This is a genomic window from Bacteroides sp. 14(A) (assembly GCF_000526555.1).
Taxonomy (GTDB): Bacteria; Bacteroidota; Bacteroidia; order Bacteroidales; family Bacteroidaceae; genus Bacteroides; species Bacteroides cellulosilyticus.
The window spans coordinates 440,530-467,195 of record NZ_JAGH01000001.1; the positions used below are offsets into that span (position 1 = coordinate 440,530).

The 26,666-nt window shown below is 44.4% G+C and carries 19 protein-coding genes, 1 tRNA gene and 1 rRNA gene; 13 read left to right on the forward strand and 8 right to left on the reverse strand.

Annotated features, from left to right (window positions below):
• Positions 1–452: 452 nt before the first annotated feature.
• On the forward strand, positions 453–848 hold the full coding sequence (locus K429_RS0101505) for a hypothetical protein (protein ID WP_025725826.1): 396 nt from the start codon (positions 453–455) through the stop codon (positions 846–848).
• Between the two features lie 247 nt (positions 849–1,095).
• Here the strand turns inward: K429_RS0101505 and K429_RS0101510 are convergent.
• Positions 1,096–1,169, reverse strand: a tRNA-Met gene (locus K429_RS0101510).
• A gap of 256 nt (positions 1,170–1,425) precedes the next feature.
• Between K429_RS0101510 and K429_RS0101515 the strand changes: the two genes are divergently transcribed.
• From K429_RS0101515 to K429_RS0101530, 4 genes are all read left to right on the forward strand, one after another.
• On the forward strand, positions 1,426–1,812 hold the full coding sequence (locus K429_RS0101515; RefSeq protein ID WP_007211134.1) for an START-like domain-containing protein: 387 nt from the start codon (positions 1,426–1,428) through the stop codon (positions 1,810–1,812).
• A gap of 76 nt (positions 1,813–1,888) precedes the next feature.
• On the forward strand, positions 1,889–3,787 hold the full coding sequence (locus tag K429_RS0101520) for an LptF/LptG family permease (protein ID WP_025725827.1): 1,899 nt from the start codon (positions 1,889–1,891) through the stop codon (positions 3,785–3,787).
• A gap of 26 nt (positions 3,788–3,813) precedes the next feature.
• A complete protein-coding gene (locus K429_RS0101525; protein ID WP_007211132.1) occupies positions 3,814–5,028 on the forward strand; it encodes a bifunctional 3,4-dihydroxy-2-butanone-4-phosphate synthase/GTP cyclohydrolase II in 1,215 nt (404 codons plus the stop codon).
• An 83-nt stretch (positions 5,029–5,111) separates the two neighbouring features.
• A complete protein-coding gene (locus tag K429_RS0101530) occupies positions 5,112–6,305 on the forward strand; it encodes a pyridoxal phosphate-dependent aminotransferase (protein WP_007217245.1) in 1,194 nt (397 codons plus the stop codon).
• A 73-nt stretch (positions 6,306–6,378) separates the two neighbouring features.
• Here the strand turns inward: K429_RS0101530 and K429_RS0101535 are convergent, their stop codons facing one another.
• Positions 6,379–6,549 carry a DUF362 domain-containing protein gene (locus K429_RS0101535; RefSeq protein WP_007211130.1) on the reverse strand — a complete coding sequence of 57 codons (171 nt, stop codon included), beginning with the start codon at positions 6,547–6,549 and terminating at the stop codon, positions 6,379–6,381.
• Positions 6,550–6,722: 173 nt separating this feature from the next.
• Between K429_RS0101535 and K429_RS0101540 the strand changes: the two genes are divergently transcribed.
• Entirely contained in the window at positions 6,723–7,424 is a 702-nt protein-coding gene (locus K429_RS0101540; protein ID WP_025725828.1) for a porin family protein, read from the forward strand.
• A 6-nt stretch (positions 7,425–7,430) separates the two neighbouring features.
• On the opposite strand, the gene K429_RS0101545 is transcribed toward K429_RS0101540, so the two are convergent.
• From K429_RS0101545 to K429_RS0101555, 3 genes are all read right to left on the reverse strand, one after another.
• Positions 7,431–9,380: a histidine kinase dimerization/phospho-acceptor domain-containing protein gene (locus tag K429_RS0101545; RefSeq protein ID WP_025725829.1), complete on the reverse strand. Its 1,950-nt coding sequence runs from the start codon at positions 9,378–9,380 to the stop codon at positions 7,431–7,433.
• Positions 9,377–11,254 carry a HAMP domain-containing sensor histidine kinase gene (locus tag K429_RS0101550; RefSeq protein WP_025725830.1) on the reverse strand — a complete coding sequence of 626 codons (1,878 nt, stop codon included), beginning with the start codon at positions 11,252–11,254 and terminating at the stop codon, positions 9,377–9,379. Before K429_RS0101550 ends, K429_RS0101545 begins: the two co-directional genes overlap by 4 nt.
• 101 nt (positions 11,255–11,355) lie before the next feature.
• A complete protein-coding gene (locus K429_RS0101555) occupies positions 11,356–13,203 on the reverse strand; it encodes a DNA polymerase III subunit gamma/tau (RefSeq protein WP_025725831.1) in 1,848 nt (615 codons plus the stop codon).
• A gap of 147 nt (positions 13,204–13,350) precedes the next feature.
• Here K429_RS0101555 and K429_RS0101560 point away from each other — a divergent pair, with 147 nt between their 5' ends.
• Together K429_RS0101560 and K429_RS0101565 are read left to right on the forward strand one after the other, a co-directional pair.
• Positions 13,351–13,659 (forward strand): septum formation initiator family protein, encoded by a 309-nt coding sequence (locus tag K429_RS0101560; protein WP_007211125.1) that lies wholly within the window; start codon positions 13,351–13,353, stop codon positions 13,657–13,659.
• Positions 13,656–13,991: a hypothetical protein gene (locus K429_RS0101565; RefSeq protein ID WP_007211124.1), complete on the forward strand. Its 336-nt coding sequence runs from the start codon at positions 13,656–13,658 to the stop codon at positions 13,989–13,991. Before K429_RS0101560 ends, K429_RS0101565 begins: the two co-directional genes overlap by 4 nt.
• 2 nt (positions 13,992–13,993) lie before the next feature.
• Here K429_RS0101565 and K429_RS0101570 read toward each other — a convergent pair whose 3' ends face one another.
• Positions 13,994–16,030 carry a patatin-like phospholipase family protein gene (locus K429_RS0101570; RefSeq protein ID WP_025725832.1) on the reverse strand — a complete coding sequence of 679 codons (2,037 nt, stop codon included), beginning with the start codon at positions 16,028–16,030 and terminating at the stop codon, positions 13,994–13,996.
• Positions 16,031–16,316: 286 nt separating this feature from the next.
• Positions 16,317–17,228, reverse strand: coding sequence for an AraC family transcriptional regulator (locus tag K429_RS0101575; RefSeq protein WP_007217252.1), 912 nt, complete (start codon positions 17,226–17,228; stop codon positions 16,317–16,319).
• A 222-nt stretch (positions 17,229–17,450) separates the two neighbouring features.
• On the opposite strand from K429_RS0101575, the gene K429_RS0101580 reads away from it, so the two are divergent.
• The 3 genes from K429_RS0101580 (at position 17,451) to K429_RS0101595 (ending at position 23,245) form a co-directional block, all read left to right on the forward strand.
• Entirely contained in the window at positions 17,451–18,554 is a 1,104-nt protein-coding gene (locus K429_RS0101580; protein ID WP_025725833.1) for an efflux RND transporter periplasmic adaptor subunit, read from the forward strand.
• Positions 18,555–18,569: 15 nt separating this feature from the next.
• Positions 18,570–21,749, forward strand: a complete 3,180-nt coding sequence (locus K429_RS0101585; RefSeq protein WP_025725834.1) for an efflux RND transporter permease subunit — start codon at positions 18,570–18,572, stop codon at positions 21,747–21,749.
• Between the two features lie 131 nt (positions 21,750–21,880).
• A complete protein-coding gene (locus K429_RS0101595) occupies positions 21,881–23,245 on the forward strand; it encodes an efflux transporter outer membrane subunit (protein WP_025725835.1) in 1,365 nt (454 codons plus the stop codon).
• Here K429_RS0101595 and K429_RS0101600 read toward each other — a convergent pair.
• Positions 23,213–23,413: a hypothetical protein gene (locus K429_RS0101600; protein ID WP_025725836.1), complete on the reverse strand. Its 201-nt coding sequence runs from the start codon at positions 23,411–23,413 to the stop codon at positions 23,213–23,215. The two genes, K429_RS0101595 and K429_RS0101600, sit on opposite strands and share 33 nt — an antisense overlap.
• Positions 23,414–23,837: 424 nt before the next feature.
• Here K429_RS0101600 and K429_RS30160 point away from each other — a divergent pair, with 424 nt between their 5' ends.
• The gene (locus tag K429_RS30160) at positions 23,838–24,026 is read left to right on the forward strand and encodes a hypothetical protein (RefSeq protein ID WP_155923369.1); all 189 of its coding nucleotides are present in this window, start codon (positions 23,838–23,840) and stop codon (positions 24,024–24,026) included.
• Between the two features lie 1,083 nt (positions 24,027–25,109).
• Positions 25,110–26,632: ribosomal RNA gene (locus K429_RS0101610) — 16S ribosomal RNA — on the forward strand.
• The last annotated feature ends 34 nt before the right edge of the window (positions 26,633–26,666 follow it).

Sequence of the window (26,666 nt, forward strand, 5' to 3'; positions counted from 1 at the left end):
CAATTTCAGAGGTCTAATGAGTTAGCACTGAAAGGACTTATTAGTTAACGAAGAGCGTTTGATATATTATTCTTAATCTGAAATCTCGACAATTTCATTCTCCAAGAATAATAGGCAAGAACGCTCACGCTTGTATGTTGTTATATGCTTCTCATGCTTATGGGAAGACTATATAATTTCATAGGGCGTGGGCTATTGTTTGTTATTTGGAGAAGGGCAGTCGAGAGCCTCAGATTAGATAACATCAGTAGTTCCCACGCTTCTTTTTTTGTATAACAGTCAGTAGGGAACACTGACTATAATACATACAAGTCAAGAAACAGATATTCTATTCTCTAATGTAGCAAACTATTAAAACAGTGTGCAGCTATCGCTGTGTTCCTCACACTTATTCAGAACTTACTTATTAACAGCATCTATAGGGAACATGGAGGCATAAACTATTTATAAAGATGAAAACATTAAGATTTATTGGAATGGCAGTAATTGCCGTAATTATGAGTGTGAATTTTATGGCTTGCAGTGACGATGATGATGAAGATGATAAGCAGTCTAATACTATTATAGGTACATGGGAGGTAACAGGGGATAGTGACAGTGATGAAGAGCACAATGCTATTGGTGAAATCTATACATTCTATTCAAATGGAACAGTCCTAAATGAATGGGAGAACGACTTTTATACCTATAATTATAAATTAAACTCTGATAATACCATTTTGTCTATTGACTATGAAGATGGGGATGGCTATGAAGAAATGTATTTAGAAATTACAGACAACAAACTAATGAAATGGACATATGTTAATTATGAAGGTGAATACTTAATTCTTAAACGTATTAAGTAACATTTGTATAATATCATAATAAAGACAGCATTTGAAGCAATTCATTTGCTGTCTTTTTTATTGTTTTCTATACATTAAGAAATAGATTATTCGTATCTTTGTGATGATAACTTAATGTCAAATCAGAACAGGTAATTAGGAAGTCGTTAATTAGCGTCACCTATAGCGTCACCTGCTACCAATTGATGAAAAAACAAAAAAGACCGCCAAGAGTGGAAGCCTCCTAACAGTCTAAATCTTAATCTTGTAGCGGGACCCGGGATTGAACCGGGGACCTCATGATTATGAATCATGCGCTCTAACCAGCTGAGCTATCCCGCCATTATTTCTTGTTTGCGGGTGCAAAGATATAGCTTTTCTTTAAATCGCCAAAACATTTGTGAAAATTTTCTGCAAAATAATTTATTGAATAGAAACGATACAAAGAAAAATAACCTTTCTATATGCCTCTTTTAAGAACAGTATCAGGGAGTTATGTGGTAAAAGGAAAAGCCGGATGAATAAAATTGGAGAAATATATTCCGTAATTAGAAAAAAGTCTCTATCTTGCCGCCGCAATAAAAAGCAAATATGAACTATGGAAAGACAAAAGATTCATCGGGAATACCTCTTGAATGCAACTTCTAAAAGCATTCTTTGGTCCGCGATAAGTACCCCCACCGGTTTGGAGGGCTGGTTTGCAGACAGGGTACAGTCGGACGATAAGATTGTCACCTTCTTCTGGGGAAAGACGGAACATCGTGACGCAGAGATTATCGCTGTGCGGGCTTTCTCTTTTATTCGCTTCCGTTGGCTGGATGATGAATATGAGCGGGAATATTTTGAATTAAAGATGACAAACAATGAACTGACAAACGACTTCGTGCTAGAAGTTACAGATTTCGCTGTGGTGGATGAAGTGAAAGATTTGTGCGAGTTATGGGACTCTCAGGTAGATACTCTGCGGAGAACGTGCGGTTTTTAGTTAACTTTGATATAAAAATTTTCCACACTCCCTTTTTTATGCTAATTTTGTGTCTTCATTGCATGAAACGAGTAAAATGCTGCGCATAAAAAAGTTAGATATATTTATATTGAAGAGCTTCTGCACGCTCTTTATGGGCACTTTTTTCATTTGCCTTTTCATTTTCATGATGCAGTTCCTCTGGAAGTACGTTGATGAAATGGTGGGAAAAGGATTAGAAATGAGTGTCCTTGCACAATTTTTCTTTTATTCCGCCCTTACATTGGTGCCGGCTTCATTACCGTTGGCTATTCTGTTGGCGGCACTTATTACTTTTGGTAATTTTGGTGAACGTTTTGAGCTGCTGGCCATGAAGGCGGCAGGTATCTCACTACTTAAGATTATGCGCCCGTTGATTGTGTTTATCATTTTCATCTGTGGCGTTTCTTTTTATTTCCAAAATGTAATAGGACCGAAGGCACAGACTAAGCTCTGGACATTGCTAATTTCCATGAAGCAGAAATCTCCGGAATTGGATATACCGGAAGGAGTTTTCTATGACGAGATTGATGGCTATAACCTTTATGTAAAACATAAGAACCGTAAAACAGGTATGCTTTACGATGTGCTGATTTATAATTTTGAAAAAGGGTTTGAGAATGCGCAGATTATCAAGTCAGATTCCGGAAGACTGGAAATGACGGCTGATAAACAGCATTTGTATTTGCATCTTTATAGTGGTGAGCAGTTTGAAAATCTGAAATCACAGAATATGAATCAGAAGAATGTGCCTTATCGTCGGGAAGCATTTCGGGAGAAGCATGCTATTATTGAGTTCAATTCCGATTTTAATATGGTGGATGCCGGCATCATGAGCAATCAGTCTAACAGCAAGGATATGGCGATGCTGCAAGCGGGCATTGACTCCATGAGGGTGCAGAATGACAGTGTAGGACGTGTCTATTTCAAGGAAGCGATGAATGGCACTTACAAGATTTCTGCTGACTTGAAGAAAGCTGATACGCTGAAGATAGAGCAGGCACATTTGGGAGAATACAATGTGGACAGTCTTTTCAATGTGGCTACCTTGTCACAGAAGCAGAAGATCATTTCTACTGCCGTGAACCGTGCAGAGAGTGCAGGGAGCGATTGGAGTGTCAAGAGTTATAGTATGTCACAGACAGATACCAGCCTTCGTCGTCACATGACGTCCTGGCATGAGAAATTAACACTTTCGGTGGCATGCCTTATTTTCTTTTTTATCGGTGCTCCGTTGGGTGGAATTATCCGTAAAGGCGGTTTAGGTATGCCGGTTGTGGTATCCGTTCTTATTTTTATTATTTACTACATTATTAATAATACGGGCTATAAAATGGCACGTGATGGACAGTGGGTTGTCTGGATGGGTATGTGGACCAGTACAGCTATCTTGGCTCCATTGGGTGCATTCCTTACTTATAAGTCCAATAATGACTCCGTGGTATTGAATGCCGATGCCTATGTGAGTTGGTTTAAGAAGATCGTCGGTATACGCAGTGTGCGCCATCTATTCCGTAAAGAGGTGATTATACACGATCCTGATTATACTCATTTGCCTGCCGATTTGCAGGCACTGTCTGCTGATTGTCGTGCGTATGCTGAAAGGAAAGCGTTGAAGCGTGCTCCCAACTATTTCAAGTTGTGGATGGCAGACTCAATCGATGAAGAAATAGAAGATATAAATGAGCGTCTTGAGAAATTAGTAGAAGAGATGTCCAATACTAAATCTGTTCATTTGTTGAATGCATTGAATAATTATCCTATTATCCCGGTTCACGCTCACCTGCGTCCTTTCCGTAATTATTGGTTGAATATGGCCTGTGGATTGTTGGTGCCGATAGGATTGTTCTTCTACTTTCGCATCTGGGCATTCCGTATCCGGTTGAATAAGGATATGGAGCGGATTATCAAGACTAATGAAGACATTCAAAAGATAATAGAAACTAATCTGAAATAACCTAAATAAATAAAGGAGAATACAGAATGGAAAAAGTGAAATTAAATACAATAGAAGAGGCGATTGAAGACTTCAAGGCCGGTAACTTTGTGATTGTGGTGGATGATGAAGACCGTGAAAACGAGGGCGACTTGATTATCGCTGCGGAGAAAATAACTCCTGAGAAGGTAAACTTTATGCTGAAGCATGCACGTGGTGTGCTTTGTGCGCCGGTTACTGTGTCACGCTGTAAAGAATTAGATTTGCCTCATCAGGTCAGTGACAATACTTCCGTATTGGGCACCCCTTTTACGGTGACTATCGATAAACTGGAAGGTTGCACTACCGGCGTTTCTGCTGCCGACCGTGCCGCTACCATTCAGGCGCTTGCTGATCCGGCTTCTACTCCGGCAACCTTCGGACGTCCGGGACACATCAACCCCTTGTATGCTCAGGAAAAAGGCGTATTACGTCGTGCCGGGCATACAGAAGCTACGATTGATATGGCCCGTATGGCAGGTCTTTATCCTGCGGGTGCACTTATGGAAATCATGAATGAAGATGGATCAATGGCTCGTCTGCCTGAATTGCGTAAGATGGCTGACGAATTTAACCTGAAGTTGATTTCTATTCGTGACATGATTGCCTATCGTCTGAAACAAGAATCCATTGTGGAAGAAGGGGTAGAAGTAGATATGCCTACCGAACACGGACATTTCCGATTGATCCCTTTCCGTCAGAAATCTAACGGTCTGGAGCACGTGGCTCTGTTCAGAGGTACGTGGGAGCAAGATGAACCGATTCTGGTACGTGTGCATTCCTCTTGTGCCACAGGAGATATATTTGGCTCCAAGCGTTGCGACTGCGGCGAACAACTGCATAAGGCTATGGAAATGATTAATAAAGCCGGTAAAGGAGTAGTTGTTTATCTGAACCAGGAAGGGCGTGGTATTGGTTTGATGGAGAAGATGAAAGCGTATAAGTTGCAGGAAGACGGACTGGATACGGTGGATGCCAACATCTGTCTGGGACACCTGGCTGATGAGCGTGATTATGGTGTAGGTGCTCAGATTCTGCGTGAATTGGGCGTACACAAAATGAGATTGATGACAAATAATCCTGTGAAGCGTGTGGGGCTGGAGGCTTATGGATTGGAGATTACAGAGATTGTTCCTATTGAAACAACCCCGAATCAGTACAATGAACGTTACCTGCGTACAAAGAAGGAACGCATGGGGCATACATTACATTTTAATAAGTAATTTGCTGTTTTGTTTTCTAATATCAAAGAAAATAGCTTAATTTGCAGCCAAATTTATGCAACAACCATAAAATAGATAGAAAAATGAATCAATTATCAGATCGTTTGAACAGTTTGTCGCCCTCGGCGACGCTGGCTATGTCGCAAAAGAGCGCCGAGTTGAAGGCACAAGGCGTTGACGTAATTAACCTGAGTGTGGGAGAGCCTGACTTTAATACTCCTGACCACATCAAAGAGGCTGCGAAAAAAGCGATAGACGACAACTTCTCTCGCTATTCTCCTGTTCCGGGATATCCGGCTTTGCGTAATGCAATCGTGGAGAAACTGAAAAAGGAAAACGGTCTGGAATATACAGCCGCACAAATTTCATGTGCCAATGGTGCTAAACAATCAGTTTGTAATGCAGTATTGGTGTTGGTGAACCCAGGTGATGAAGTGATTGTGCCTGCTCCTTACTGGGTAAGTTATCCGGAAATGGTGAAGTTGGCTGAGGGTACTCCGGTGATTGTTACCGCAGGTATCGAACAGGATTTCAAGATTACTCCTGCACAGTTGGAAGCAGCTATCACTCCGAAGACTAAAGCATTGATTCTTTGCTCACCTTCTAATCCGACCGGTTCAGTTTACTCTCAGGAGGAATTGAAAGGTTTGGCTGACGTGTTGGCAAAACACCCGCAAGTTATTGTTATTGCTGACGAAATTTACGAGCATATCAATTATATTGGCAAGCACCAGAGCATTGCTCAGTTCCCCGAAATGAAAGATCGTACGGTAATCGTAAATGGTGTATCTAAAGCATATGCCATGACTGGGTGGCGTATTGGCTTCATTGCCGGGCCGGAATGGCTTGTAAAAGCTTGTAATAAGCTGCAAGGTCAATATACTTCAGGCCCTTGTTCTGTATCTCAAAAGGCTGCTGAAGCTGCTTACACTGGAACACAGGCTCCTGTTGAAGAAATGCGTAAAGCTTTCGAACGTCGTCGCGATTTAATTGTGAAGTTGGCAAAAGAAGTTCCGGGATTTGAAGTAAACGTGCCGCAGGGTGCTTTCTACCTGTTCCCGAAATGTGATTCTTTCTTTGGAAAATCTGCCGGTGACCGTAAGATTGAAGATTCGGATGATTTGGCAATGTATTTGTTGGAAGTAGCTCATGTAGCTTGTGTGGGTGGTGCTTCATTCGGTGCACCTGAATGTATCCGTATGAGTTATGCGACCAGCGATGAGAATATTGTGGAGGCTATCCGCCGTATTAAGGAAGCATTGGCTGAACTGAAATAAATGATAGTATATAAAAATGAGAAAGCCCGGTTTCATAATTGAAACCGGGCTTTTCTTTTTTTGAGTGTTGTTATTATTCTGCCGGGTGAATTGCTTCAGACGGACAAACATCAGCACAAGTACCACAATCTGTGCAAGTTTCAGGGTCGATAGCGTAGATATCACCTTCTGAGATAGCTCCTACCGGACATTCGTCAATACAAGTACCACAAGCAACACAACTGTCATTAATTACGTAAGCCATTTTCTTTAGATTTTAAATTATTAGTACTAATTAGTTCGGCAAAAATAATGGTTTTCTTGATTAGTTGTTATCAAACCTGTTTAAATTCCCTTAATTTGTACCTTGTCTAAATAATAGTGGGGAGAAAACCGAAGGAAAATGCAATAAAATGTCACTTTCAGCGTTTTAAGGATGTGAAGCGCATTTGTCTGATAATCCTTACCTTACTCCTTGCTTTTGGTGCTTCGGCACAGAAGCGGAAGGTGCAGAACCGTCCGTATATCGATCAACGGAGGTGGCACTATGGTTTTTTGGCAGGTATCCATGTGCAGGACTATAAATTGGTGAATACCGGATATGTGACGGAAGATGGTCAGAGCTGGTTTGCCGATGTGCCTGAATATTCTCCCGGATTTACGGTCGGAGTATTGGGCGAGCTTTATTTGAATCAGTTTCTTTCCTTGCGTCTCGTCCCGACATTACATTTCGGGGATAAGAAAGTAGTATTTCGCGAGCAAGCCAGTGGTGAAGAACATTCGCAGTCGATGAAATCCGCCTATCTTTCTGTACCGGTAGATTTGAAGTTTTCTGCTGAACGTTTTAATAATTACCGTCCTTATCTGGTGGCAGGTATTGCTCCTACGTATGATTTCAGTGTGAAGAAGCAGGGGGCCTTATTGGTAAAGCCTTTCGATTGTTATGTAGAAGTAGGGTTGGGGTGTGATTTTTATCTGCCTTATTTCAAGTTAATCCCGGAACTGAAGTTCTGTTTCGGACTGGCAAATCTTATTAAGAAAGACCGTAAAGATCTTACGGATCAATCATTATTGAAGTTCACGCAGTCAGTCGACAAAATTACTTCCCGAATGATTGTACTCACTTTTTATTTTGAATAAGATTCATCACAGAGTAGCAATACTAAAAGTGATGGGATAGCCATCCTCGGCACTTTCACTTACCATAAAGCTACCACCAAAATGTTCAAATAACAATTGATTGATTTTTAGCCGTATGGAAACTTGCTGGGAGGCAAATGCAGGATCAACTAACGGGCTGTTTATGATACGGAATATCAGTAACTGATTTTCTTCGTCTTTGCTCAGTTGCATCTTCACTTCACGATCGGTATCGTTGGGTACAGGATAAATCAGCATACTCAATACAGCTTGGTTGAAGCGGTTGGCGTCCATTCTAAGCATCTGGTGTTCCACATCACTTTCCAGTTCGGCATGTATATGTCCGTTACTGTCTCTCCGGGCCATATATATAAGGTCGTTGCATATTTCCCGCATTTCGCAATCCTGTATCTGGAATTTCATCATTTTAGCTTCCAGGCGTGAGAGGTCGAGTACGTCGTTCACCAATTGAATCAAATCTGTAGAATTTGCCTGAATAATTTCAGAATACTCCAGTTTTTCTTTATCATCCAATCCCATATCAGTAGAGAGCAACTGTGAAAAACCGACCACATTATTCAGTGGAATACGGATATTGTAACTCATGTTTGCAAGGAAGCGGCTCTTTACTTCATTCGCTTCCTCAGCTATTTCACTCAGACGGGCCACTTCTTTCTCGTCTTTCTGCAATCTTTTTCTGCTGAAGTACATGTGGATAACGAAAGCGATCAGTGCCAGCAGGGCAATCCCAATAACGATCAATACAAAATAATGTATCTTTTCTTGTTGCTGTTCTCGTTTCAGCACCAGTTTATCCATATTGTACAAGCTCTGTATTTGCTCCATTTGCGCGTTCGACAACCCTCGGTATAGAGAGTCCTTATCACGCATTACTTTCCTGTAGATGTTGATAGCAACCTCCGGATGCCCCATATCCACTAGAATATCTGCTTTCATAGCCATATATAGTATGGCATCCGGGAAAGACATCTGAAGTGTTAGGGTAATGGCATTATCCAATGACTCCAAGGCTTTTTCGTATTCTTTTCGGGCACGATAATATTCTGCATAAGCTTGCAGACGGGATACTCTGTACGGCAGGAAGGTGTTAGGGGTATCATATTCATCTGCTTTTTGCAGGTGTTCCCAGGCTTTCTTGGGGTTTCCCGTGCGGACGTAGTAAAGGGCGTATTGAGTTTCCATTCCCATATATAGGGCTGAGTATGCATTCTTGAGTGCCGGTGTGGCGGTTATTAAGTCTTGTATCGCTACTTTCATCTGTTCCAGCGAAGCATACATTTTTTCATTATTATGCAGGAATGAATAAGCCAGCACAGCCTTCGACAACAGATTTATTTTATCCATAGGTCTGTCTTGCGGACTCATTAGATGGAATGCTTCTTCCAAGGCCTTTGCTCCATCTTCGTAACGTAGTGTGGCAATGTAGCTGGTCATGAGGCATAGACAGGCTTCCCGCATACCATTGCTGTCATTCAGTTTTTTAGCTTTATCATACATGATGTTCGCTTCATGGATGGCAAGTTCTATCTGTTGGTTGATTGTATACATTTCAATCTGTAACTTCTTGGCTTTGAAGTAATCATTGTAATAATTATGCTTCTCTGCCAGAACTTCCATTCTGTTCATCCACTGCGTTACGCGTTTCAGATCCAGTTTATTGAAAAAGTAGATGATATGCTCATAGGTAGCAAGACTCTGATAACGGAGGTTGTTTTGCTCCGTAGCCTCTTTCAGCAATTTATTCTCATAATAGAGGAATACCGGTGTCTGCTGGTCCAGGCGGGCGATGTCATGCAGTACATCCAGGCGCATAGAGTCGTGCGGCGCAGTGACGTAAATGCGCAATAGGCTGTCTTTAACGGCGCTATTTTGGGCATTGGCGGTGAATAAAATTCCAGTGCCTAATGCCAGTGCTATAATCAGACGCTTTATCATGCGCGACCCTCCTTTTTTTGTGTACCTTTTGTCTGGCGTATGGGGTGTGTAAATAAGAAACGGGAACCTTCGTCATAGTCCGGATCAATCCATATCCTGCCTCCTATATGCTCTATAATTAGCTGGCAGATAGACAATCCGAGTCCGCTTCCTTGTGCGTTCTCATCCAACTTTTCGAAACGTTGAAATATATGAGCTTGTTTTTCTTTCGGGATACCACAACCGGTGTCTGTAACGGAGAATAGAGCCATGTCATCCGATTCTTTTTCCAGTTTCAGTGTGATGGCACCTTCTGCTGTGAACTTAGTTGCATTTATCAGCAGGTTTATCAATACTTGCTGTAACCGAGAATCATCTGTTTCTATTTTCAATTCTTCCAGTGAGGTTACAAACAGCAGTTCCGCCTGTGTTTGTTTTACTTTGCCCACTGTGTCAGTAACATTTCTACAGGTAGCTACTGCATCATGTTCTCCAATGGAGAACTGCATCTTACCGAATTCCAGGCTCGACAGGTCAATCACATCATTTATTAGCTTCAATAGAAGTTCAGAGTTCTGTTGAATAATCTCAGTACATTGTAGTCGGGTGGCGTCATCCAACCCTTCTTCGGTCAGCAGTGCAGAAAAACCGGATAAAGCATTGAGGGGAGTACGTATCTCATGGCTCATATTCGACAAGAATACACTTTTTGCGCGCGTTGCACTCTCTGCGTTCCACCGGGACTGTTCCAGATTTTTCTTGGATAGTGCCACTTTCTTTTTCTGTTTTCTTTGCCATACGGCTAACATGGAGATGAAAGCCAATAATCCAAGTCCGATGAAGATGGATGCAAGTACAATTCTGTTTTCCTGTGCTTTATTCCCCAGTTCCAGTTCATCTATCTGATAGGTTGCTTTCAATGCATTTATCTGGCGGATGTAACTTTTCGAAGCGAGGGTGTCAGTAACGGTATATAACTCCTGATATATTCGGCAAGCCTCATCAAAGCGCCCCAGTAATTTATACAAATATATCTTTTCGGCAGAAATCGAGCGATACTCCAGGGAACGTTTGTTGCCGGAAACCAGTTCGAGCAGTTTATTGTAAAGGGCAAGTGCTTCGTCTGCTTTTTGCTTGTCATGATCATCTGCTGCCAATGCACGGTAGCAGGCTGCTGTATAATAGTCGATGGAGAACCCATGAGCCGGTTCGTGAGTATGGTTTTGGTATATGGAATCTGCCTTTTGCAGATACTGGAGCGCAGTTTGCTGATCTCCCGAGGAAATATAGTAAGTAGCATTTTCTATGAGTATGGGAATGGCGAGCGGATGTTCGGGCTGCTGTTCCAGAAGTTGGTTCAGGGGATTTACATACGTCATGGCCTCTTCCAATCGGTTCATCTGTTGCAATAGAGTGGAGATTTTCACCAGGAGTCGATAAGTTTGCGGATTATTCGGGGATAAGTGGTGCAAGGCATCCAGATAGGAACTTAACGCCTTGTCCTGTATGTAAGAGGCAGTATATGCCTGACCGATGGCTTGATTGGCAAGAGCAATACCGAAGTTGGAGTTCATATCTTTGGCACTTTCGTACATATACCGTGCCCGGTCTACTGCCAGACTGAGGTCGCCTCGCATGATATATGCACTAACTTGCCATAACAGTAAGGTGAAATAGGATTCTTCTGTCCGGGGAAATTTCAGAGTAGGTGCCAGTTGATTTGTCCAGGAGATAATGCTGTCTATCGGTGTGTTGGCATCGTAAGGAATTTCTCTGCTGATAAGTGATTGCAATGCAGACAAGTGTTCATTGTCTGTACGAGTAGCGTATGTTCTCGTCGCAAAGGAAAAGAGCAAAATAGTAGCCACTGCCGATATAATAGCAATCTTTCTCAAAGTAGAAGATATTTTATTTAGATTATTCGCAAATGTAGTGATAAAACTAAAAAAACAAAATTATTTGCTGAATAAATAATGCAATCTTTTACTTATAATTATCAATATAGTTCCAAACCGAACTCATCTTTCAGTTGTAGCAGTGCATTGTTCTTTTGGGCCATCAGTTGAAATTTCTCTACACGACTGTAAGCACGTACCTTTTCGGTGGGGGCACTGACACGGACGGTCATGGTGGCTTTACTGTTTTTTAGGCGTTTACGTAAGTAACCTTGCAAGGTAGGAATCAGATCGGTAAACTCCTTGGCTGCAATGTCATTTTCTACAACAACTTCGAAAGTGGTCGCATCCAGCATGGTCAGGCGGATTACTTGCATACGTTTGGCAAGAGCAGTCTGCTCCTGTGGTAAGCGGCCGGCATATTCCTGCCAATAGTAGTTCACGTCCTTTTCGTTGAAGATGAAATCTTCCTCAGGTTGTGCATTCTGCTGAACGGTGGAAACAGTACGTTTCTGTTGCTCTTCGTCTACTCGCGGATGCTTGATGGAAACACCCAGACCGGACATTTTCATGACTGGTATTTTCTTTTCCTCTTTTCCTTGTGCCATCAATACAGCAGTAGGAGTGGGACGCATGGTCGTCTGCGAGCTAAAAGCTTGCTGAACTTCCGGCGAGAGAGAGGCAGCCTGGGCTGCGGGGGCTTGTTGTACAGGTCGGGGCCGTGCCGGAGCAGCGGTTGTAGCCTGCTGTTGGGGCATAGCATTTGCGGCCTTTGGCTGCTGAGCGGCGGCAGGCTGCGAGAATATGGGTTTGATAGATTGTTTAGGGCCACGCCCATCGCCTGCATCGTCCCCCTCGGCGGTAAGCTGGGCTACCTGAATCAGAGTCAGTTCCACCAGCAAGCGCTTATTTTTGCTAGCACGGTAATTCAGATCACAATCGTTGCAGAGCTTCATAGCCCGGTAAAGGAAGGGCAACGGACACTTCTGTGCCTGAGACTGGTAACGTTCGCGAATACTGGCACCTACTTCAAGTAATGCCAATGTGGCGGGGTCTTTGCTTACTAACAGGTCGCGGAAGTGAGAAGATAGTCCTGTTACAAAATGACTGGCATCGAATCCTTTATTCAGCACATCATTCAGGAGCAGCAAAGCATCGCTGACCTGGTTTGCCAGAAAATGATCTGTCAGTCGGAAATAATATTCGTAGTCCAGTACATTCAAGTTCTCGATTACGCTCTTATAGCTGATGTGTCCGCCGGTAAAGCTGACCACTTGGTCGAAGATAGACAAGGCATCACGCATACCACCGTCAGCTTTCAGGGCAATCACATTCAGTGCTTCCGGTTCGGCGGTAATTCCTTCCTTTGAAGCTACGTATGCCAGATGAGCAACGGTGTCTTCCACACCGATACGGTTAAAATCATAGATTTGGCAGCGGGAAAGGATGGTTGGCAAAATCTTATGCTTCTCCGTAGTAGCCAGAATGAAGATGGCGTGGCGTGGCGGTTCTTCCAGTGTTTTCAGGAAAGCATTGAAAGCCGAGGCAGACAACATGTGTACCTCATCGATGATATATACCTTATATTTACCTATCTGGGGCGGAATGCGTACCTGCTCTACCAGCTGGCGAATATCGTCTACGGAGTTGTTGGACGCGGCATCCAGTTCATGAATATTGTATGAACGCTGTTCGTTGAATGCCGTACATGATTCGCATTGGTTACACGCTTCTCCATCAGCCGTAGGAGTCATGCAGTTGATGGTTTTGGCGAAAATACGGGCGCAAGTGGTTTTTCCCACGCCGCGCGGACCGCAGAACAGGTAAGCATGTGCCAGTTTGCCGGTGGCAATGGCATTCTTCAGCGTAGTGGTCAGGGCACGTTGTCCCACTACCGACTCAAAGGTGGTAGGGCGGTATTTTCGTGCCGATACGATATAGTTTTCCATGATTTGGGATATTCTTGTCCGTTACAATTTGTGCAAATGTACACAAAAAAAAGGAATTTCTCAGTTATTCCTCTTATCTTTGTAGGCGAAGAATCTCTCCCGGGCTTCTTTAATTATTAATTTTTTCATTCTTTAATTTGTTTATCAATGGATAAGTTAGCGACACTTTGGGCCTTTGTTTGCAGGCGTAAATACCTGATTACGCTTGTGGTGTTTGTGGTTATTGTCGGTTTTCTGGACGAGAACAGCATTGTGCGCCGCATGGGCTATGCGAATGAAATCAGCCGTTTGAATAATGAGATAGAGAAATACCGGGCAGAATATGAAGAGAACACAGAGCGGTTGAACGAACTAGCTGTGGACTCCGGTGCCATCGAACGCATAGCGCGTGAGAAGTACCTGATGAAGAAACCGAATGAGGATATTTACGTATTTGAAGAAGACATCGAAAAATGAAATCCCTGATACCTGCTTTGTTTACTGTAGGCGCTTTGATGGTGCTGTTTGGTGCTGCCGTCTATATTACCGGTTGGGAGCCTGCTCCCTATGTTTATACGATTGGTGCCACTATGGTAGCGTTGGCACAGATCAATTCACCTTCCAAGAGCAATAGAGCCAATGTGAAGCGCCTTCGTCGCCAACAAATATTTGGTGCGTTGCTGTTGGTACTTACGGGTGCATTCATGTTCTTTACTCATGGAAACGAATGGATTGTATGTCTGACGGTTGCTGCCATACTGGAGTTGTACACGGCTATCCGTATTCCACAGGAAGAGGCGAAAGAATAATGCTAAAACGTAAATCCTATCCCGATATAGTATCCTAACTTCTTTGACTGATTGGAATAGTTGAGTTCCGCCTCGATAGGTCCTATGATACTATTGTAGCAGTACCCTATACTGCCGCCCGCCAATCCGTGTGTATTTGTTCCGCCAAACAGATTTTCTATCTTGTTGGCTGTCCGTCCATAACTGCCCCGAACTACGATATACTGATTCTTGTAAGTTCTTGCCCTGACTCCCAACATTCCTGTCAAGATGGCATCCGGACTCATTTCGATGTGATTGATACCTGTGAAAGGGATCTGTTGTTCCATATACCGTCCCGGCACATTACCGCCCACGAAGTTCGATATGGCTAATGACTGCGTATTCTTCCCAACTACCCTTCCATACACCGATGGCATGATGGTGAATACCCGGTTTGGTGAGAAATATCCGCTCCAATGAGTTTGGAATACGGACACGGGACTGTTCGAACCATACGTTACCATGTTATCTGTATAGAGCCTGTACGCTGCTTCCCATTCCATTCCTTGAGTAGAGAATCGCTGATTATTCAGACTATTGTACATGATACTCGCCTGATAATTGAGCAAAGCCTTGTCACTGGATCTTGTAATGGAAACGTCCGGTCCCGAGGGCCAGTCATGGTAATTGAATTTCTCGAAGTGGATTCCCGCCTTGACAAGCATTTTATACCAGCTCTTCGTGAATCCGACCCAAGCCATGTGATGCACGTAGGTCAGATTCATCAGTCGCTTACCTTCTTCGTAAAGATTAAAATCATTGTATCCTATCTGATATCCTGTATTTATATCCCAGCTTTTTTGCGGTGAGTAAGTATATTCAAGCCTTCCAAAGGTCCGCTTTCCTAACCGGGTAGTGAGGCTTAACTGCGATTTCTTCTGTGCTCCGAAATAACCCCTCGCATTCAATAACAATACTGCCAGTTCTTCATTATCAAACCGTCCTCCAATATTTATAGTATTGACTGGTTTTTCATGGGGAGTGATTTGTGCTACGGAAGGTATCGTATCCAGCATAGCCCGTGTTGGTATTTTGAACGGTCCGGGATATTCCGCCCGGTAATTCGTACGGATACCTATTTCTTTTTTCAGTGCAATCAGCTTGTCCCAGTCTTTCATGGCGGCTTCTTTACCTCTGCGCATCAGGGTATCCAGTGCCTCGTGGTTGAAACTTGCCGCTGAATAACCGTCTACATCTACCTGAATATGGATGTTGCTGTCCTTCACATTTTTCCTGTAACTCTCTTCTCCCACCAGATTCAGAATTTGCCCGAGTACATTCGACATGCTTGTCAGCTCATCCGCTTTCATCAATGGATTTTGTACATCGACTCCGATAATAATTTCCGCTCCCATTTGCCGGGCAATGTCTACGGGATAATTATCCGTCAGTCCGCCGTCCACCAATACCATGCCATTGAGATAAACAGGGGCGAATACTCCCGGAATGGACATACTGGCGCGCATGGCAGTTGCCAGAATACCGTTGTGGAAAACGACTTTGCTGCCATTCACGATGTTATCCGATACACAGGCGAATGGAATAGGCATCCGGTTGAAAGAAATGGAGTCGTGATATCCCACTGTCAGTTCGGAGAGTAGCCGGGAGATATTTCTTCCTTTTATAATTCCGGCATCGGATACATGTGCCGATTTCCCTGCAATTGGTACAGACAGCAGGTATTGTTCTTCTCTTAGCTTCTCGCTCAACAGTGTGGTTTCCGGATCAAGGGCATCGGAAAGCAGATATTTCCAGTCCTGTGCATTGACAATGCTGTCCAGTTGTTGCGGGGTGTAACCAATGGAGTATAGGCCGCCCACGATGGCGCCCATACTAGTGCCCACTACGTAGTCTATCGGAATACCGGCTTCCTCTATCACTTTCAGTGCTCCAATGTGCGCTACTCCTTTAGCGCCGCCGCCACTCAATACTATTCCCACTTTCTTACGGTTCTGTGCTCCGATCGTACAGGCAGAAAACAATACTATAATTAATAAAGACAAGGATTTATATTCCATAATCGGGAGATTGTTACTAATCGTTCAGAGTAAGTAACAAATAAAGTGGGCAAATGGATTCAATAAAAGCAGTTTTACTTCATAACGGTATAGAAAAGAACAAAAGTGTTTAGTGATAAGTGATAAGCGCCATTTGGTATATTATTTTTTAGACACGGATGACACGGATAACGCGGATTTAAAAGGCTGCGCTATAAAAGTGGATAAAAAAAGATCCGCGTTATCCGTGTCATCCGCGTCTAAAAGATTATTTATCATTTAACTCATAACCCTACAGAAATGAAAATTATTCCTCTTTTGTGCTCCGATAGCGAATGGGTGATGTCCCCAGGTGTCCTTTTACATATTTCCCGAAGAAAGATTGATTTGGGAAGTTGAATTCTTCCGCAATCTCTTTGATAGACTTGTCCGAATGCTTCAGTCGGTATTTGATGTGCTCTATCGCAGTCTCATTTATCAAATCCAGAGGAGCCCTTCCGCATGCTTGTTTGATGACCTTCGAAAAGTGTTTGGGCGTATAGCAAAGTGCATCGGCAAAGTAAGTCACTGAACGATGCATACCATTGTCTTTCGACAACAGTTCCATGAACTTCCGTAGAATATGGTCAGCCTGCTTGATGCCCTCTTTCGATAGTTTGGCTTTCTCCGAATCGGCGATTTCTTTGTTGAGGTAACCCATCATCTCGCAAAAGATAGCGGCAAACAGATGCTGCACCACCGCTTTATGATAACAATGGGGTTCATCGTTAATTTTCGCCAGGATTAAGTCTCCATAGTGTTTAAAAATGCTGTTGTCATTTTCCCTGTTAATGGATTTCACCGGATTGTTGTGGATATGGATGGCAGTGTCCCACGTATCTTTTTCTACTTTGAGGATACGTTGCAGGAATCGGGTGGAAAATCCTGCAAGCCTTACTTTATATTTAGGACTCATCATTGTATGCCCGATAATGGTGTTGGGAAGGCCGAGCAGTAAGTCGCCCGGCTGTAGCTGGTAGGTCCGGTTGTTGATATCCAGTTGTATGCACCCTTCTATACAAACGGCAATAAGGAAACACTCCAATCTGACAACCTCATTACTATAAGGTATTCCATCCAGACTGTTGACTATCGCAAAGTCATCATCTATATAGTCAAGAATATGCTGACTGTTCTTAAAGTCTTCTATGGTTACGGTCTTAATGTTCTCTTTTTCCATATTATTTCATTTTTCTTTTTGCAAAGTTGGTAAATTATGGGGAAAACAGGATGTCCTATTATCCTTTAATATTGTTCTATATGATGCTTATTGATAATTAGTTAGCTTTAAAAGTGACGAATAACGAAAATGGGACATTCTTGGGGGAAAATTGATCACTATGGCTTTGTTCCTTTCTCCTACATTTGTCCCAGTTTTAATAAAAAGACAATTAGAGTAAGTATGATTACAGTGAACAAAAAATGGTTACGGCTGATAGGGATTGTCGGTTGTACAGTGTGGATGGCATCTTGCAAACAGGCAACGGATGCGGGAGTGAAACCTTCTTTTGCAATAATGGAAGTAAAAGCGGCGGATAAAGAACTTTCCACTTCGTATTCGGCCACTATCCGTGGGCGGCAGGATATTGATATCTATCCGCAAGTATCGGGTACTATCGAAAAACTTTGTGTGACTGAAGGACAGACGGTTCGCCGTGGACAGTTGCTTTTCGTTATCGATCAGATTCCCTACAGAGCTGCGCTCAAGACTGCCGTTGCCAATGTGGAAGCTGCACGTGCTGCAATGGCGACTGCCGAACTCACCTACAACAGCAATAAAGAGTTGTATGCACAGAAAGTAGTTTCAGAGTTCAGTCTGAAAACAGCTGAGAACACCTATCTCACTGCCAAAGCACAGCTGACGCAGGCCGAAGCCCAGGAAGTGAACGCACGCAACAATCTTTCCTATACTGAGGTGAAAAGTCCCAGTGACGGAGTAGTGGGGGCATTACCCTATCGCGTGGGTGCATTGGTAGGTGCCAACCTGCCGTATCCGTTGACTACGGTCAGTGACAATTCGGACATGTATGTCTATTTTTCCATGACTGAGAATCAGTTACTTGCCCTTACACGCCAGTATGGTAGCATGGATGAAGCTCTGAAAAACATGCCGGAAGTGGAACTAATACTGAATGATAATTCGGTATATAATAAGAAAGGTGTCATAGAATCCATTAGTGGAGTTATCGACCGTCAGACAGGTACTGTAATGGCACGTGTGGTATTTCCTAACGAATCACGCCTGCTTCATAGCGGAGCATCCGGTACGGTAGTGGTGCCCAGCATCTATAAGGATTGCATTGCCATTCCGCAGGGAGCCACTGTGCAGATGCAGGACAAAGTTGTGGTATATAAAGTAGTGGACGGCAAAGCAGTCTCTACACTGATCACTGTAGCCGGAATTAACGATGGGCGCGAATATGTGGTGCTCAGCGGATTACAATCCGGTGATGAAATTATATCGGAAGGTGCCGGATTAGTGCGTGAGGGCACACAAGTAAAATAAGAAGGGAGACAAATTATGAAAGGAAATGTATTTATAAAGCGGCCGGTGATGGCTATCTCCATCTCCGTGCTGATTCTGGTCATAGGGCTTATTTCGCTCCTTACGCTGCCGGTAGAGCAGTATCCGGACATTGCACCTCCCACAGTATATGTAAGTGCTCAGTATACGGGCGCTGATGCCGAGGCAGTAATGAACAGCGTCATCATGCCGTTGGAAGAGAGTATTAATGGTGTGGAGAATATGATGTATATCACTTCCACGGCATCCAACTCCGGCCTCGCTATTATACAGGTTTACTTTAAGCAAGGTACGGATCCTGATATGGCGGCAGTGAATGTGCAGAACCGTGTAGCTAAGGCACAGGGTTTGCTGCCGGCCGAGGTAACCAAAATCGGTGTAAGCACGCAGAAGCGTCAGACCAGCTTCCTCCAGATTGGTGCTTTGGTCTGCAATGACGGGCGTTATGATCAGACGTTCCTTGCCAATTATCTGGACATCAATGTACTACCTCAAATCAAACGCGTAGAGGGAGTAGGAGATGTAATGGAATTGGGAGATACATACAGTATGCGTATCTGGCTGAAACCGGAACGGATGGCACAATATGCCTTGGTTCCTTCGGATATTACTGCCGTACTGGGTGAGCAGAACATTGAAGCTCCTACCGGTTCGCTGGGTGAGAGTTCGAAGAATGTCTTCCAGTTTACCATGAAGTATCGCGGACGATTGAAGAGTGTGGAGGAATTCCAGAATACCGTAATCCGTTCGCAGAGCGACGGTTCTGTACTCCGCCTGAAGGATGTAGCCGATGTACAATTGGGTACGATGACTTATAGCTTCCGCAGTGAGATGGATAGCAAACCGGCTGTTCTTTACATGGTATTCCAGACGGCAGGCTCCAATGCAACCGCTGTGAATAAGGAAATTACTGCCCAGATGAAGCAGATGGAAAAGAGTCTGCCGGAGGGAACAGAGTTTGTCACGATGATGAGTTCCAACGACTTCCTTTTCGCTTCTATCCACAATGTGGTAGAAACATTAATCATCGCTATTATTCTGGTTATTCTGGTGGTGTATTTCTTCTTGCAGGACTTAAAGAGTACGCTCATTCCGTCCATATCCATCATAGTGTCGCTGGTAGGTACGTTTGCCTGCCTGGTGGCTGCAGGATTCAGTCTGAATATCCTGACACTGTTTGCACTGGTGCTTGCCATTGGTACGGTGGTGGACGATGCCATTGTGGTGGTGGAAGCGGTGCAGTCCAAATTTGATGCCGGATACAAATCTCCTTATCTTGCCACTAAAGATGCGATGGGTGATGTGACGATGGCTATCATCTCTTGTACCTGTGTATTCATGGCAGTGTTTATTCCTGTAACATTTATGGGAGGAACTTCCGGTGTATTCTATACACAGTTCGGTATCACGATGGCAACTGCCGTAGGTATTTCCATGATTTCGGCTTTGACGCTATGCCCGGCTTTGTGTGCTATCATGATGCGTCCGTCGGACGGGACCAAGAGTGCCAAGAGTATTAACGGACGGGTACGCGCAGCTTACAATGCCTCGTTCAATGCTGTGCTGGGTAAATATAAGAAAGGTGTGATGTTCTTCATCCGTCATCGCTGGATGGTGTGGGCTTCGTTGATAGCCGCTATCGCATTGTTGGTTTATCTGATGAGTACTACCAAAACGGGACTTGTTCCTCAGGAAGATCAGGGTGTCATCATGGTGAACGTCAGTATCTCACCGGGAAGCACGCTTGATGAAACAACGAAGGTAATGGATAAACTGGAAGATATCCTCCGGGATACGCCTGAAATAGAACATTATGCCCGCGTAGCAGGCTATGGACTTATATCCGGTCAGGGAACTTCTTACGGTACAATCATTGTGCGCTTGAAGGACTGGAGCGAACGAAAAGGAAAGGATCATAGTTCGGATGCTGTGGTTGCCCGCCTCAATGGACAGTTTTATGGTATTAAGGAAGCGCAGATATTCAGTTTCCAGCCTGCTATGATTCCGGGGTATGGTATGGGTAACTCCCTCGAACTGAACCTTCAGGACAAGACGGGTGGCGATATGGAAACATTCTACCAGTCGGTAATGCAGTTCCTCGGCGCACTGAATCAGCGTCCGGAAGTAGCTATGGCTTACACGGCATATGCCATCAATTTCCCGCAGGTATCGGTAGAAGTGGATGCGGCTAAATGTAAGCGTGCCGGTATTTCTCCGGGAGCAGTGCTCGATGCATTGGGCAGCTATTGCGGTGGTGCGTACATATCTAACTATAACCAGTTCGGTAAAGTGTATCGTGTGATGATGCAGGCTTCGCCTGAATACCGCCTGGACGAGCAATCTCTGGACAATATGTTTGTACGGAATGGTACGGAAATGGCTCCGGTAAGTCAGTTTGTAACATTGAAGAAAGTGTTGGGACCGGAAACAACCAATCGTTTCAATCTGTATAGCTCTATTTCTGCCAATGTAAATCCTGCCGAAGGTTACTCTTCCGGTGAAGTGCAGAAGGTGATTGAAGAGGTGGCAGAACAGACTTTGCCTACGGGCTACGGATATGAATATGGTGGTATGGCACGTGAAGAAGCAAGTAGTGGTGGTGCACAGACTATTTTCATCTATGCCATTTGCATATTCCTTATCTATCTGATTCTGGCATGTCTTTACGAAAGTTTTTTTGTACCGTTTGCCGTTATCTTCTCCGTACCGTTCGGATTGATGGGATCATTCCTGTTTGCCAAGTTGCTCGGGCTGGAGAATAACATTTACCTGCAAACAGGTGTGATTATGTTGATTGGTTTGCTGGCCAAGACGGCTATCCTGATTACGGAATACGCCATAGAGCGTCGTCGTAAAGGAATGGGCATCGTGGAATCTGCCTATTCTGCCGCACAGGTCCGCTTGCGTCCTATCTTGATGACGGTACTAACAATGGTGTTCGGTATGCTTCCGCTGATGTTCTCCTCCGGTGCAGGTGCCAATGGTAACAGTTCGCTGGGTACAGGCGTTGTGGGCGGTATGGTTGTCGGTACACTGGCATTGCTCTTCGTAGTTCCCGTCTTCTACATTATCTTTGAATTCTTACAGGAGAAAATCCGTCCGCCGATGGAGGAAGAAGCAGACGTACAAGTGTTGCTTGAGAAGGAGAAGAGTGAAGCTGAACGGAATAATAAATAAATGAAAGAAAAGATGATGTATCAAGGTGACATATTTTGGGTAGAGCAGTTGATTGCATATTGCATTGCTGCCATTCTATGGTGCATTATTGATAAAATCAATTCTAGGAAACATATTAAAGATACTGAAGAATGAAAAAGCAAATCATCACATTAGCTGTCACCGGTCTGCTGCTGAGCGGTTGTGGCATCTATACTAAATACGAGCCCACTACTTCCGTCCCCGACCAGCTTTATGGCGGGGAAGTAGTGACCGAAGACACCGTCAGTCTGGGTAATATGGATTGGCGGGAACTCTTCACCGATCCTTTTCTGCAATCCCTCATTGAAGTGGGATTGCAGACCAATACTGATTATCAGTCTGCCCAGCTTCGTGTAGAGGAAGCACAGGCAACACTGATGTCTGCCAAACTTGCTTTCCTGCCTGCCTTTGCTCTTGCTCCGCAGGGAACCGTGAGCAGCTTTGATACGCAAAAGGCAACGCAAACTTATTCGTTGCCCGTCACTGCCAGTTGGGAGTTGGACGTCTTCGGCCGTATGCGCAATGCCAAGAAACAGTCGCAAGCTCTTTATGCTCAAAGTGAGGATTATCGTCAGGCTGTCCGTACCCAACTGATAGCCGGGATAGCCAATACCTATTATACGCTGCTGATGCTCGACGAACAACTTGCCATTTCCCGGCAAACGGAAGAAGCGTGGAAAGAAACCGTGGCGTCTACTCGTGCCTTGATGAATGCCGGAATGGCGAATGAATCGGCCGTATCGCAGATGGAGGCGACGTACTATCAGGTACAGGGCTCCGTGCTCGACTTGAGGAAGCAAATCAACCAGGCAGAGAACAGTCTTGCTCTTCTGTTGGCTGAAACACCCCGTCATTATGAACGTGGTAGTCTGGCACAGCAGCAGTTCCCCACCGACTTTTCGGTAGGTATTCCGGTGCAGATGCTTTCCGGTCGTCCCGATGTCCGCAGTGCCGAGCGTTCACTCGAAGCAGCGTTTTATGGTACCAATAAGGCCCGTTCGGCTTTCTATCCCTCCATTACTTTAAGTGGAAGTGCCGGCTGGACGAACTCTGCCGGAGTGATGATACTCAATCCGGGCAAGTTTCTGGCATCTGCTGTAGGATCGCTGACGCAACCGCTCTTCAACCGCGGACAGGTAGTTGCCCAGTATCGCATTGCCCGTGCACAGCAGGAAGAAGCCGCACTTGGCTTCCAGCAAACCTTGCTCAATGCAGGCAGCGAGGTGAACGATGCTTTAACGGCTTATCAGACCAGTCAGGGCAAGAAACTTCTGTTGGATAAACAGGTTGCTTCTTTACAAACCGCCCTGAGAAGTACTTCCTTGCTGATGGAGCATGGCAATACCACTTATCTGGAAGTACTCACAGCCCGGCAGACATTGCTTAGCGCACAATTGTCGCAGACTGCTAATCATTTTACCGAAATACAAAGCTTAATTAACCTATTCCAAGCGTTGGGAGGCGGACAGAATTAAAACTGTATCATACTCTCTTTCTGTTACTTTACTTCTATGAAAGGAGAGCTGCCCGGAAGGTGTTCCGTGGCAGTTCTTTTCTTCATTTTCTAAGGCTATATACGCAGTGAAATCTTCTTTTTGCCACTCATCCGGTAAAGAAAGTTTGTAATGGCTATCCTTTTTCATTTCTTTTCGATTTCCGTTTTGTCTTGTTCATCTGGATAGTATGGAGTTAACCACTAATTTAGTAGACGTATTCTATCTGACATGCAGAGGTATCTGCATACTAATGGGAATAGTAGTGGGACATCGGGATGAGTCTAAATGATTTCTGCTTCTGTACTTCTTGTGAATTCCATAACATAGCCTTTCATCAAAGTATAATCCGCAGGTAGCCGAAAAGTTATTCAGCAACGCGCTGAAAATTGGACACAACGAGGTGCATATAAGTACCGCCATCCATCTGGTCGAACTGTGCGGCGTAAAAGAAAAGATCAAGCCGAAATTCCATCGTACGTTGGTACACTTGGTACAGAGGTTCACCATTCCCTTTGCCTCACACACACGCGCGTAATATATAAGGTGTACACTCAAGAGGAAGATGTGGTAAATGACAGTAATCCGCTGTCATGGGCGGAGCTTTCACGCTTCGCCTCACCGACGAACAGAAGAAGGAATTCAAGGCCTATGGGATCTCGCCATTACCTCCGCTTCCACTTGGCTGAAGCACTTGTGGAAATACGGTCTGTTGGAAAGCGTAGCCGTAAATGGAACTTATACAAAGTCGGATAAGCGGTGAGGAATGATCAGTGGTGGGGACAGAGTGGTGGGGATTCACACCTTATTATACGCGCACGTGTGTGTGAGGCAAAGGGAACGGTGAACCTCTGTACCAAGTGTACCAACCCCACCATTACAAAACCATACCTCAACTCCGCAAAAATGAATCTCAACCTTACCTCGCTAAACCTCAGCTCTGCAACGCTAAACCTCAGCTTTAGGTTCTTAAACCTTAGCTTTACACTTCCAATCCTCAGTTTTAAGGTTCTCCCAGTACTTTTCCCCGCCTCTGTCTACGCGCACATTGCGCGCACGCATATATAATAATGTACCCCCTTCCAGCTCCTTTCATCCCCCCTTTCAAATTTATGTTCTACAACATCCTTATCAATCAGCCATTTACGAAATTGTTTCAAAAAAGTTTCGAAAAAAAGACAGATATGTTTGGAGTGAATAGATATATCGGCTACTTTTGCACCCGCTAACCAAGAGACGGTCAGCCTTGAAATTGACATTCTGACAGAAACGGCGTAGGAACTCCAACGTTTTTCTTTTCTTTAGCCTTTATTCCGATCAGGAATACAGCATTCTAAAAGAAAAAAGAAAAAAACTTCCGGAAACATTTGGAAGATATGCTTAAAAGTTCTTACCTTTGCACCCGCTTTCCGAGAAGAGGCTGACACAGAGTCGGCTTCCCTGATAGAGGCGGCGCTAAGAACTTCTTCTTCTTTTATCTCCCTTTCGCAAAGAGAGACGACGAGAAAAAGAAAAAAGAAAAAAAACTTTCGAAATTATTTGGAAGATATACTTAAAAGTTCTTACCTTTGCATCCGCTTTCTGAAAAGAAAAGCAGTTTTAAAAAGAAGCGATCTTTGAAGAATTTACATAAACAATACAAGTAGTACAAGAGCAGGTGCTTCGCAAATTAGTAATTAAAAATTAATAATTAAAGCGCAGCATCTGGGTATAAAAAAAGAACCGTCAAGTAACTTATATATATAGGTAATTTGAAGACTTTTAATAAACCGAGCGTCCTGAACAGAGCAAAAACACTGTCGCTTTTTAATTATTAATTATTAATTTGCGCAGTCACAATACTTTTACAATGAAGAGTTTGATCCTGGCTCAGGATGAACGCTAGCTACAGGCTTAACACATGCAAGTCGAGGGGCAGCATGACCTAGCAATAGGTTGATGGCGACCGGCGCACGGGTGAGTAACACGTATCCAACCTACCGGTTATTCCGGGATAGCCTTTCGAAAGAAAGATTAATACCGGATAGTATAACGAGAAGGCATCTTCTTGTTATTAAAGAATTTCGATAACCGATGGGGATGCGTTCCATTAGTTTGTTGGCGGGGTAACGGCCCACCAAGACATCGATGGATAGGGGTTCTGAGAGGAAGGTCCCCCACATTGGAACTGAGACACGGTCCAAACTCCTACGGGAGGCAGCAGTGAGGAATATTGGTCAATGGACGAGAGTCTGAACCAGCCAAGTAGCGTGAAGGATGACTGCCCTATGGGTTGTAAACTTCTTTTATATGGGAATAAAGTGAGCCACGTGTGGCTTTTTGTATGTACCATACGAATAAGGATCGGCTAACTCCGTGCCAGCAGCCGCGGTAATACGGAGGATCCGAGCGTTATCCGGATTTATTGGGTTTAAAGGGAGCGTAGGCGGACTATTAAGTCAGCTGTGAAAGTTTGCGGCTCAACCGTAAAATTGCAGTTGATACTGGTCGTCTTGAGTGCAGTAGAGGTAGGCGGAATTCGTGGTGTAGCGGTGAAATGCTTAGATATCACGAAGAACTCCGATTGCGAAGGCAGCTTACTGGACTGTAACTGACGCTGATGCTCGAAAGTGTGGGTATCAAACAGGATTAGATACCCTGGTAGTCCACACAGTAAACGATGAATACTCGCTGTTTGCGATATACGGCAAGCGGCCAAGCGAAAGCATTAAGTATTCCACCTGGGGAGTACGCCGGCAACGGTGAAACTCAAAGGAATTGACGGGGGCCCGCACAAGCGGAGGAACATGTGGTTTAATTCGATGATACGCGAGGAACCTTACCCGGGCTTAAATTGCATCTGAATAATTTGGAAACAGATTAGCCGCAAGGCAGATGTGAAGGTGCTGCATGGTTGTCGTCAGCTCGTGCCGTGAGGTGTCGGCTTAAGTGCCATAACGAGCGCAACCCTTATCTTTAGTTACTAACAGGTCATGCTGAGGACTCTAGAGAGACTGCCGTCGTAAGATGTGAGGAAGGTGGGGATGACGTCAAATCAGCACGGCCCTTACGTCCGGGGCTACACACGTGTTACAATGGGGGGTACAGAAGGCAGCTACACAGCGATGTGATGCTAATCCCAAAAGCCTCTCTCAGTTCGGATTGGAGTCTGCAACCCGACTCCATGAAGCTGGATTCGCTAGTAATCGCGCATCAGCCACGGCGCGGTGAATACGTTCCCGGGCCTTGTACACACCGCCCGTCAAGCCATGAAAGCCGGGGGTACCTGAAGTCCGTAACCGTAAGGAGCGGCCTAGGGTAAAACTGGTAATTGGGGCTAAGTCGTAACAAGGTAGCCGTACCGGAAGGTGCGGCTGGAACACCTCCTTTCTGGAGCGACGCTCAGTCAAAATCAGAGATTTTG

What these genes read in the sequence shown, in the direction of transcription:
- K429_RS0101585 (WP_025725834.1), top strand. Translation starts at nt 18,570, where the DNA reads ATGAAAGGAAATGTATTTATAAAGCGGCCGGTGATGGCTATCTCCATC.
- K429_RS0101545 (WP_025725829.1), bottom strand. Translation starts at nt 9,380, where the DNA reads ATGATAAAGCGTCTGATTATAGCACTGGCATTAGGCACTGGAATTTTA.
- K429_RS0101565 (WP_007211124.1), top strand. Translation starts at nt 13,656, where the DNA reads ATGAAATCCCTGATACCTGCTTTGTTTACTGTAGGCGCTTTGATGGTG.
- K429_RS0101555 (WP_025725831.1), bottom strand. Translation starts at nt 13,203, where the DNA reads ATGGAAAACTATATCGTATCGGCACGAAAATACCGCCCTACCACCTTT.
- K429_RS0101520 (WP_025725827.1), top strand. Translation starts at nt 1,889, where the DNA reads ATGCTGCGCATAAAAAAGTTAGATATATTTATATTGAAGAGCTTCTGC.
- K429_RS0101525 (WP_007211132.1), top strand. Translation starts at nt 3,814, where the DNA reads ATGGAAAAAGTGAAATTAAATACAATAGAAGAGGCGATTGAAGACTTC.
- K429_RS0101570 (WP_025725832.1), bottom strand. Translation starts at nt 16,030, where the DNA reads ATGGAATATAAATCCTTGTCTTTATTAATTATAGTATTGTTTTCTGCC.
- K429_RS0101530 (WP_007217245.1), top strand. Translation starts at nt 5,112, where the DNA reads ATGAATCAATTATCAGATCGTTTGAACAGTTTGTCGCCCTCGGCGACG.
- K429_RS0101580 (WP_025725833.1), top strand. Translation starts at nt 17,451, where the DNA reads ATGATTACAGTGAACAAAAAATGGTTACGGCTGATAGGGATTGTCGGT.
- K429_RS0101535 (WP_007211130.1), bottom strand. Translation starts at nt 6,549, where the DNA reads ATGGCTTACGTAATTAATGACAGTTGTGTTGCTTGTGGTACTTGTATT.
- K429_RS0101575 (WP_007217252.1), bottom strand. Translation starts at nt 17,228, where the DNA reads ATGGAAAAAGAGAACATTAAGACCGTAACCATAGAAGACTTTAAGAAC.
- K429_RS0101505 (WP_025725826.1), top strand. Translation starts at nt 453, where the DNA reads ATGAAAACATTAAGATTTATTGGAATGGCAGTAATTGCCGTAATTATG.
- K429_RS0101515 (WP_007211134.1), top strand. Translation starts at nt 1,426, where the DNA reads ATGGAAAGACAAAAGATTCATCGGGAATACCTCTTGAATGCAACTTCT.
- K429_RS30160 (WP_155923369.1), top strand. Translation starts at nt 23,838, where the DNA reads ATGACAGTAATCCGCTGTCATGGGCGGAGCTTTCACGCTTCGCCTCAC.
- K429_RS0101595 (WP_025725835.1), top strand. Translation starts at nt 21,881, where the DNA reads ATGAAAAAGCAAATCATCACATTAGCTGTCACCGGTCTGCTGCTGAGC.
- K429_RS0101560 (WP_007211125.1), top strand. Translation starts at nt 13,351, where the DNA reads ATGGATAAGTTAGCGACACTTTGGGCCTTTGTTTGCAGGCGTAAATAC.
- K429_RS0101600 (WP_025725836.1), bottom strand. Translation starts at nt 23,413, where the DNA reads ATGAAAAAGGATAGCCATTACAAACTTTCTTTACCGGATGAGTGGCAA.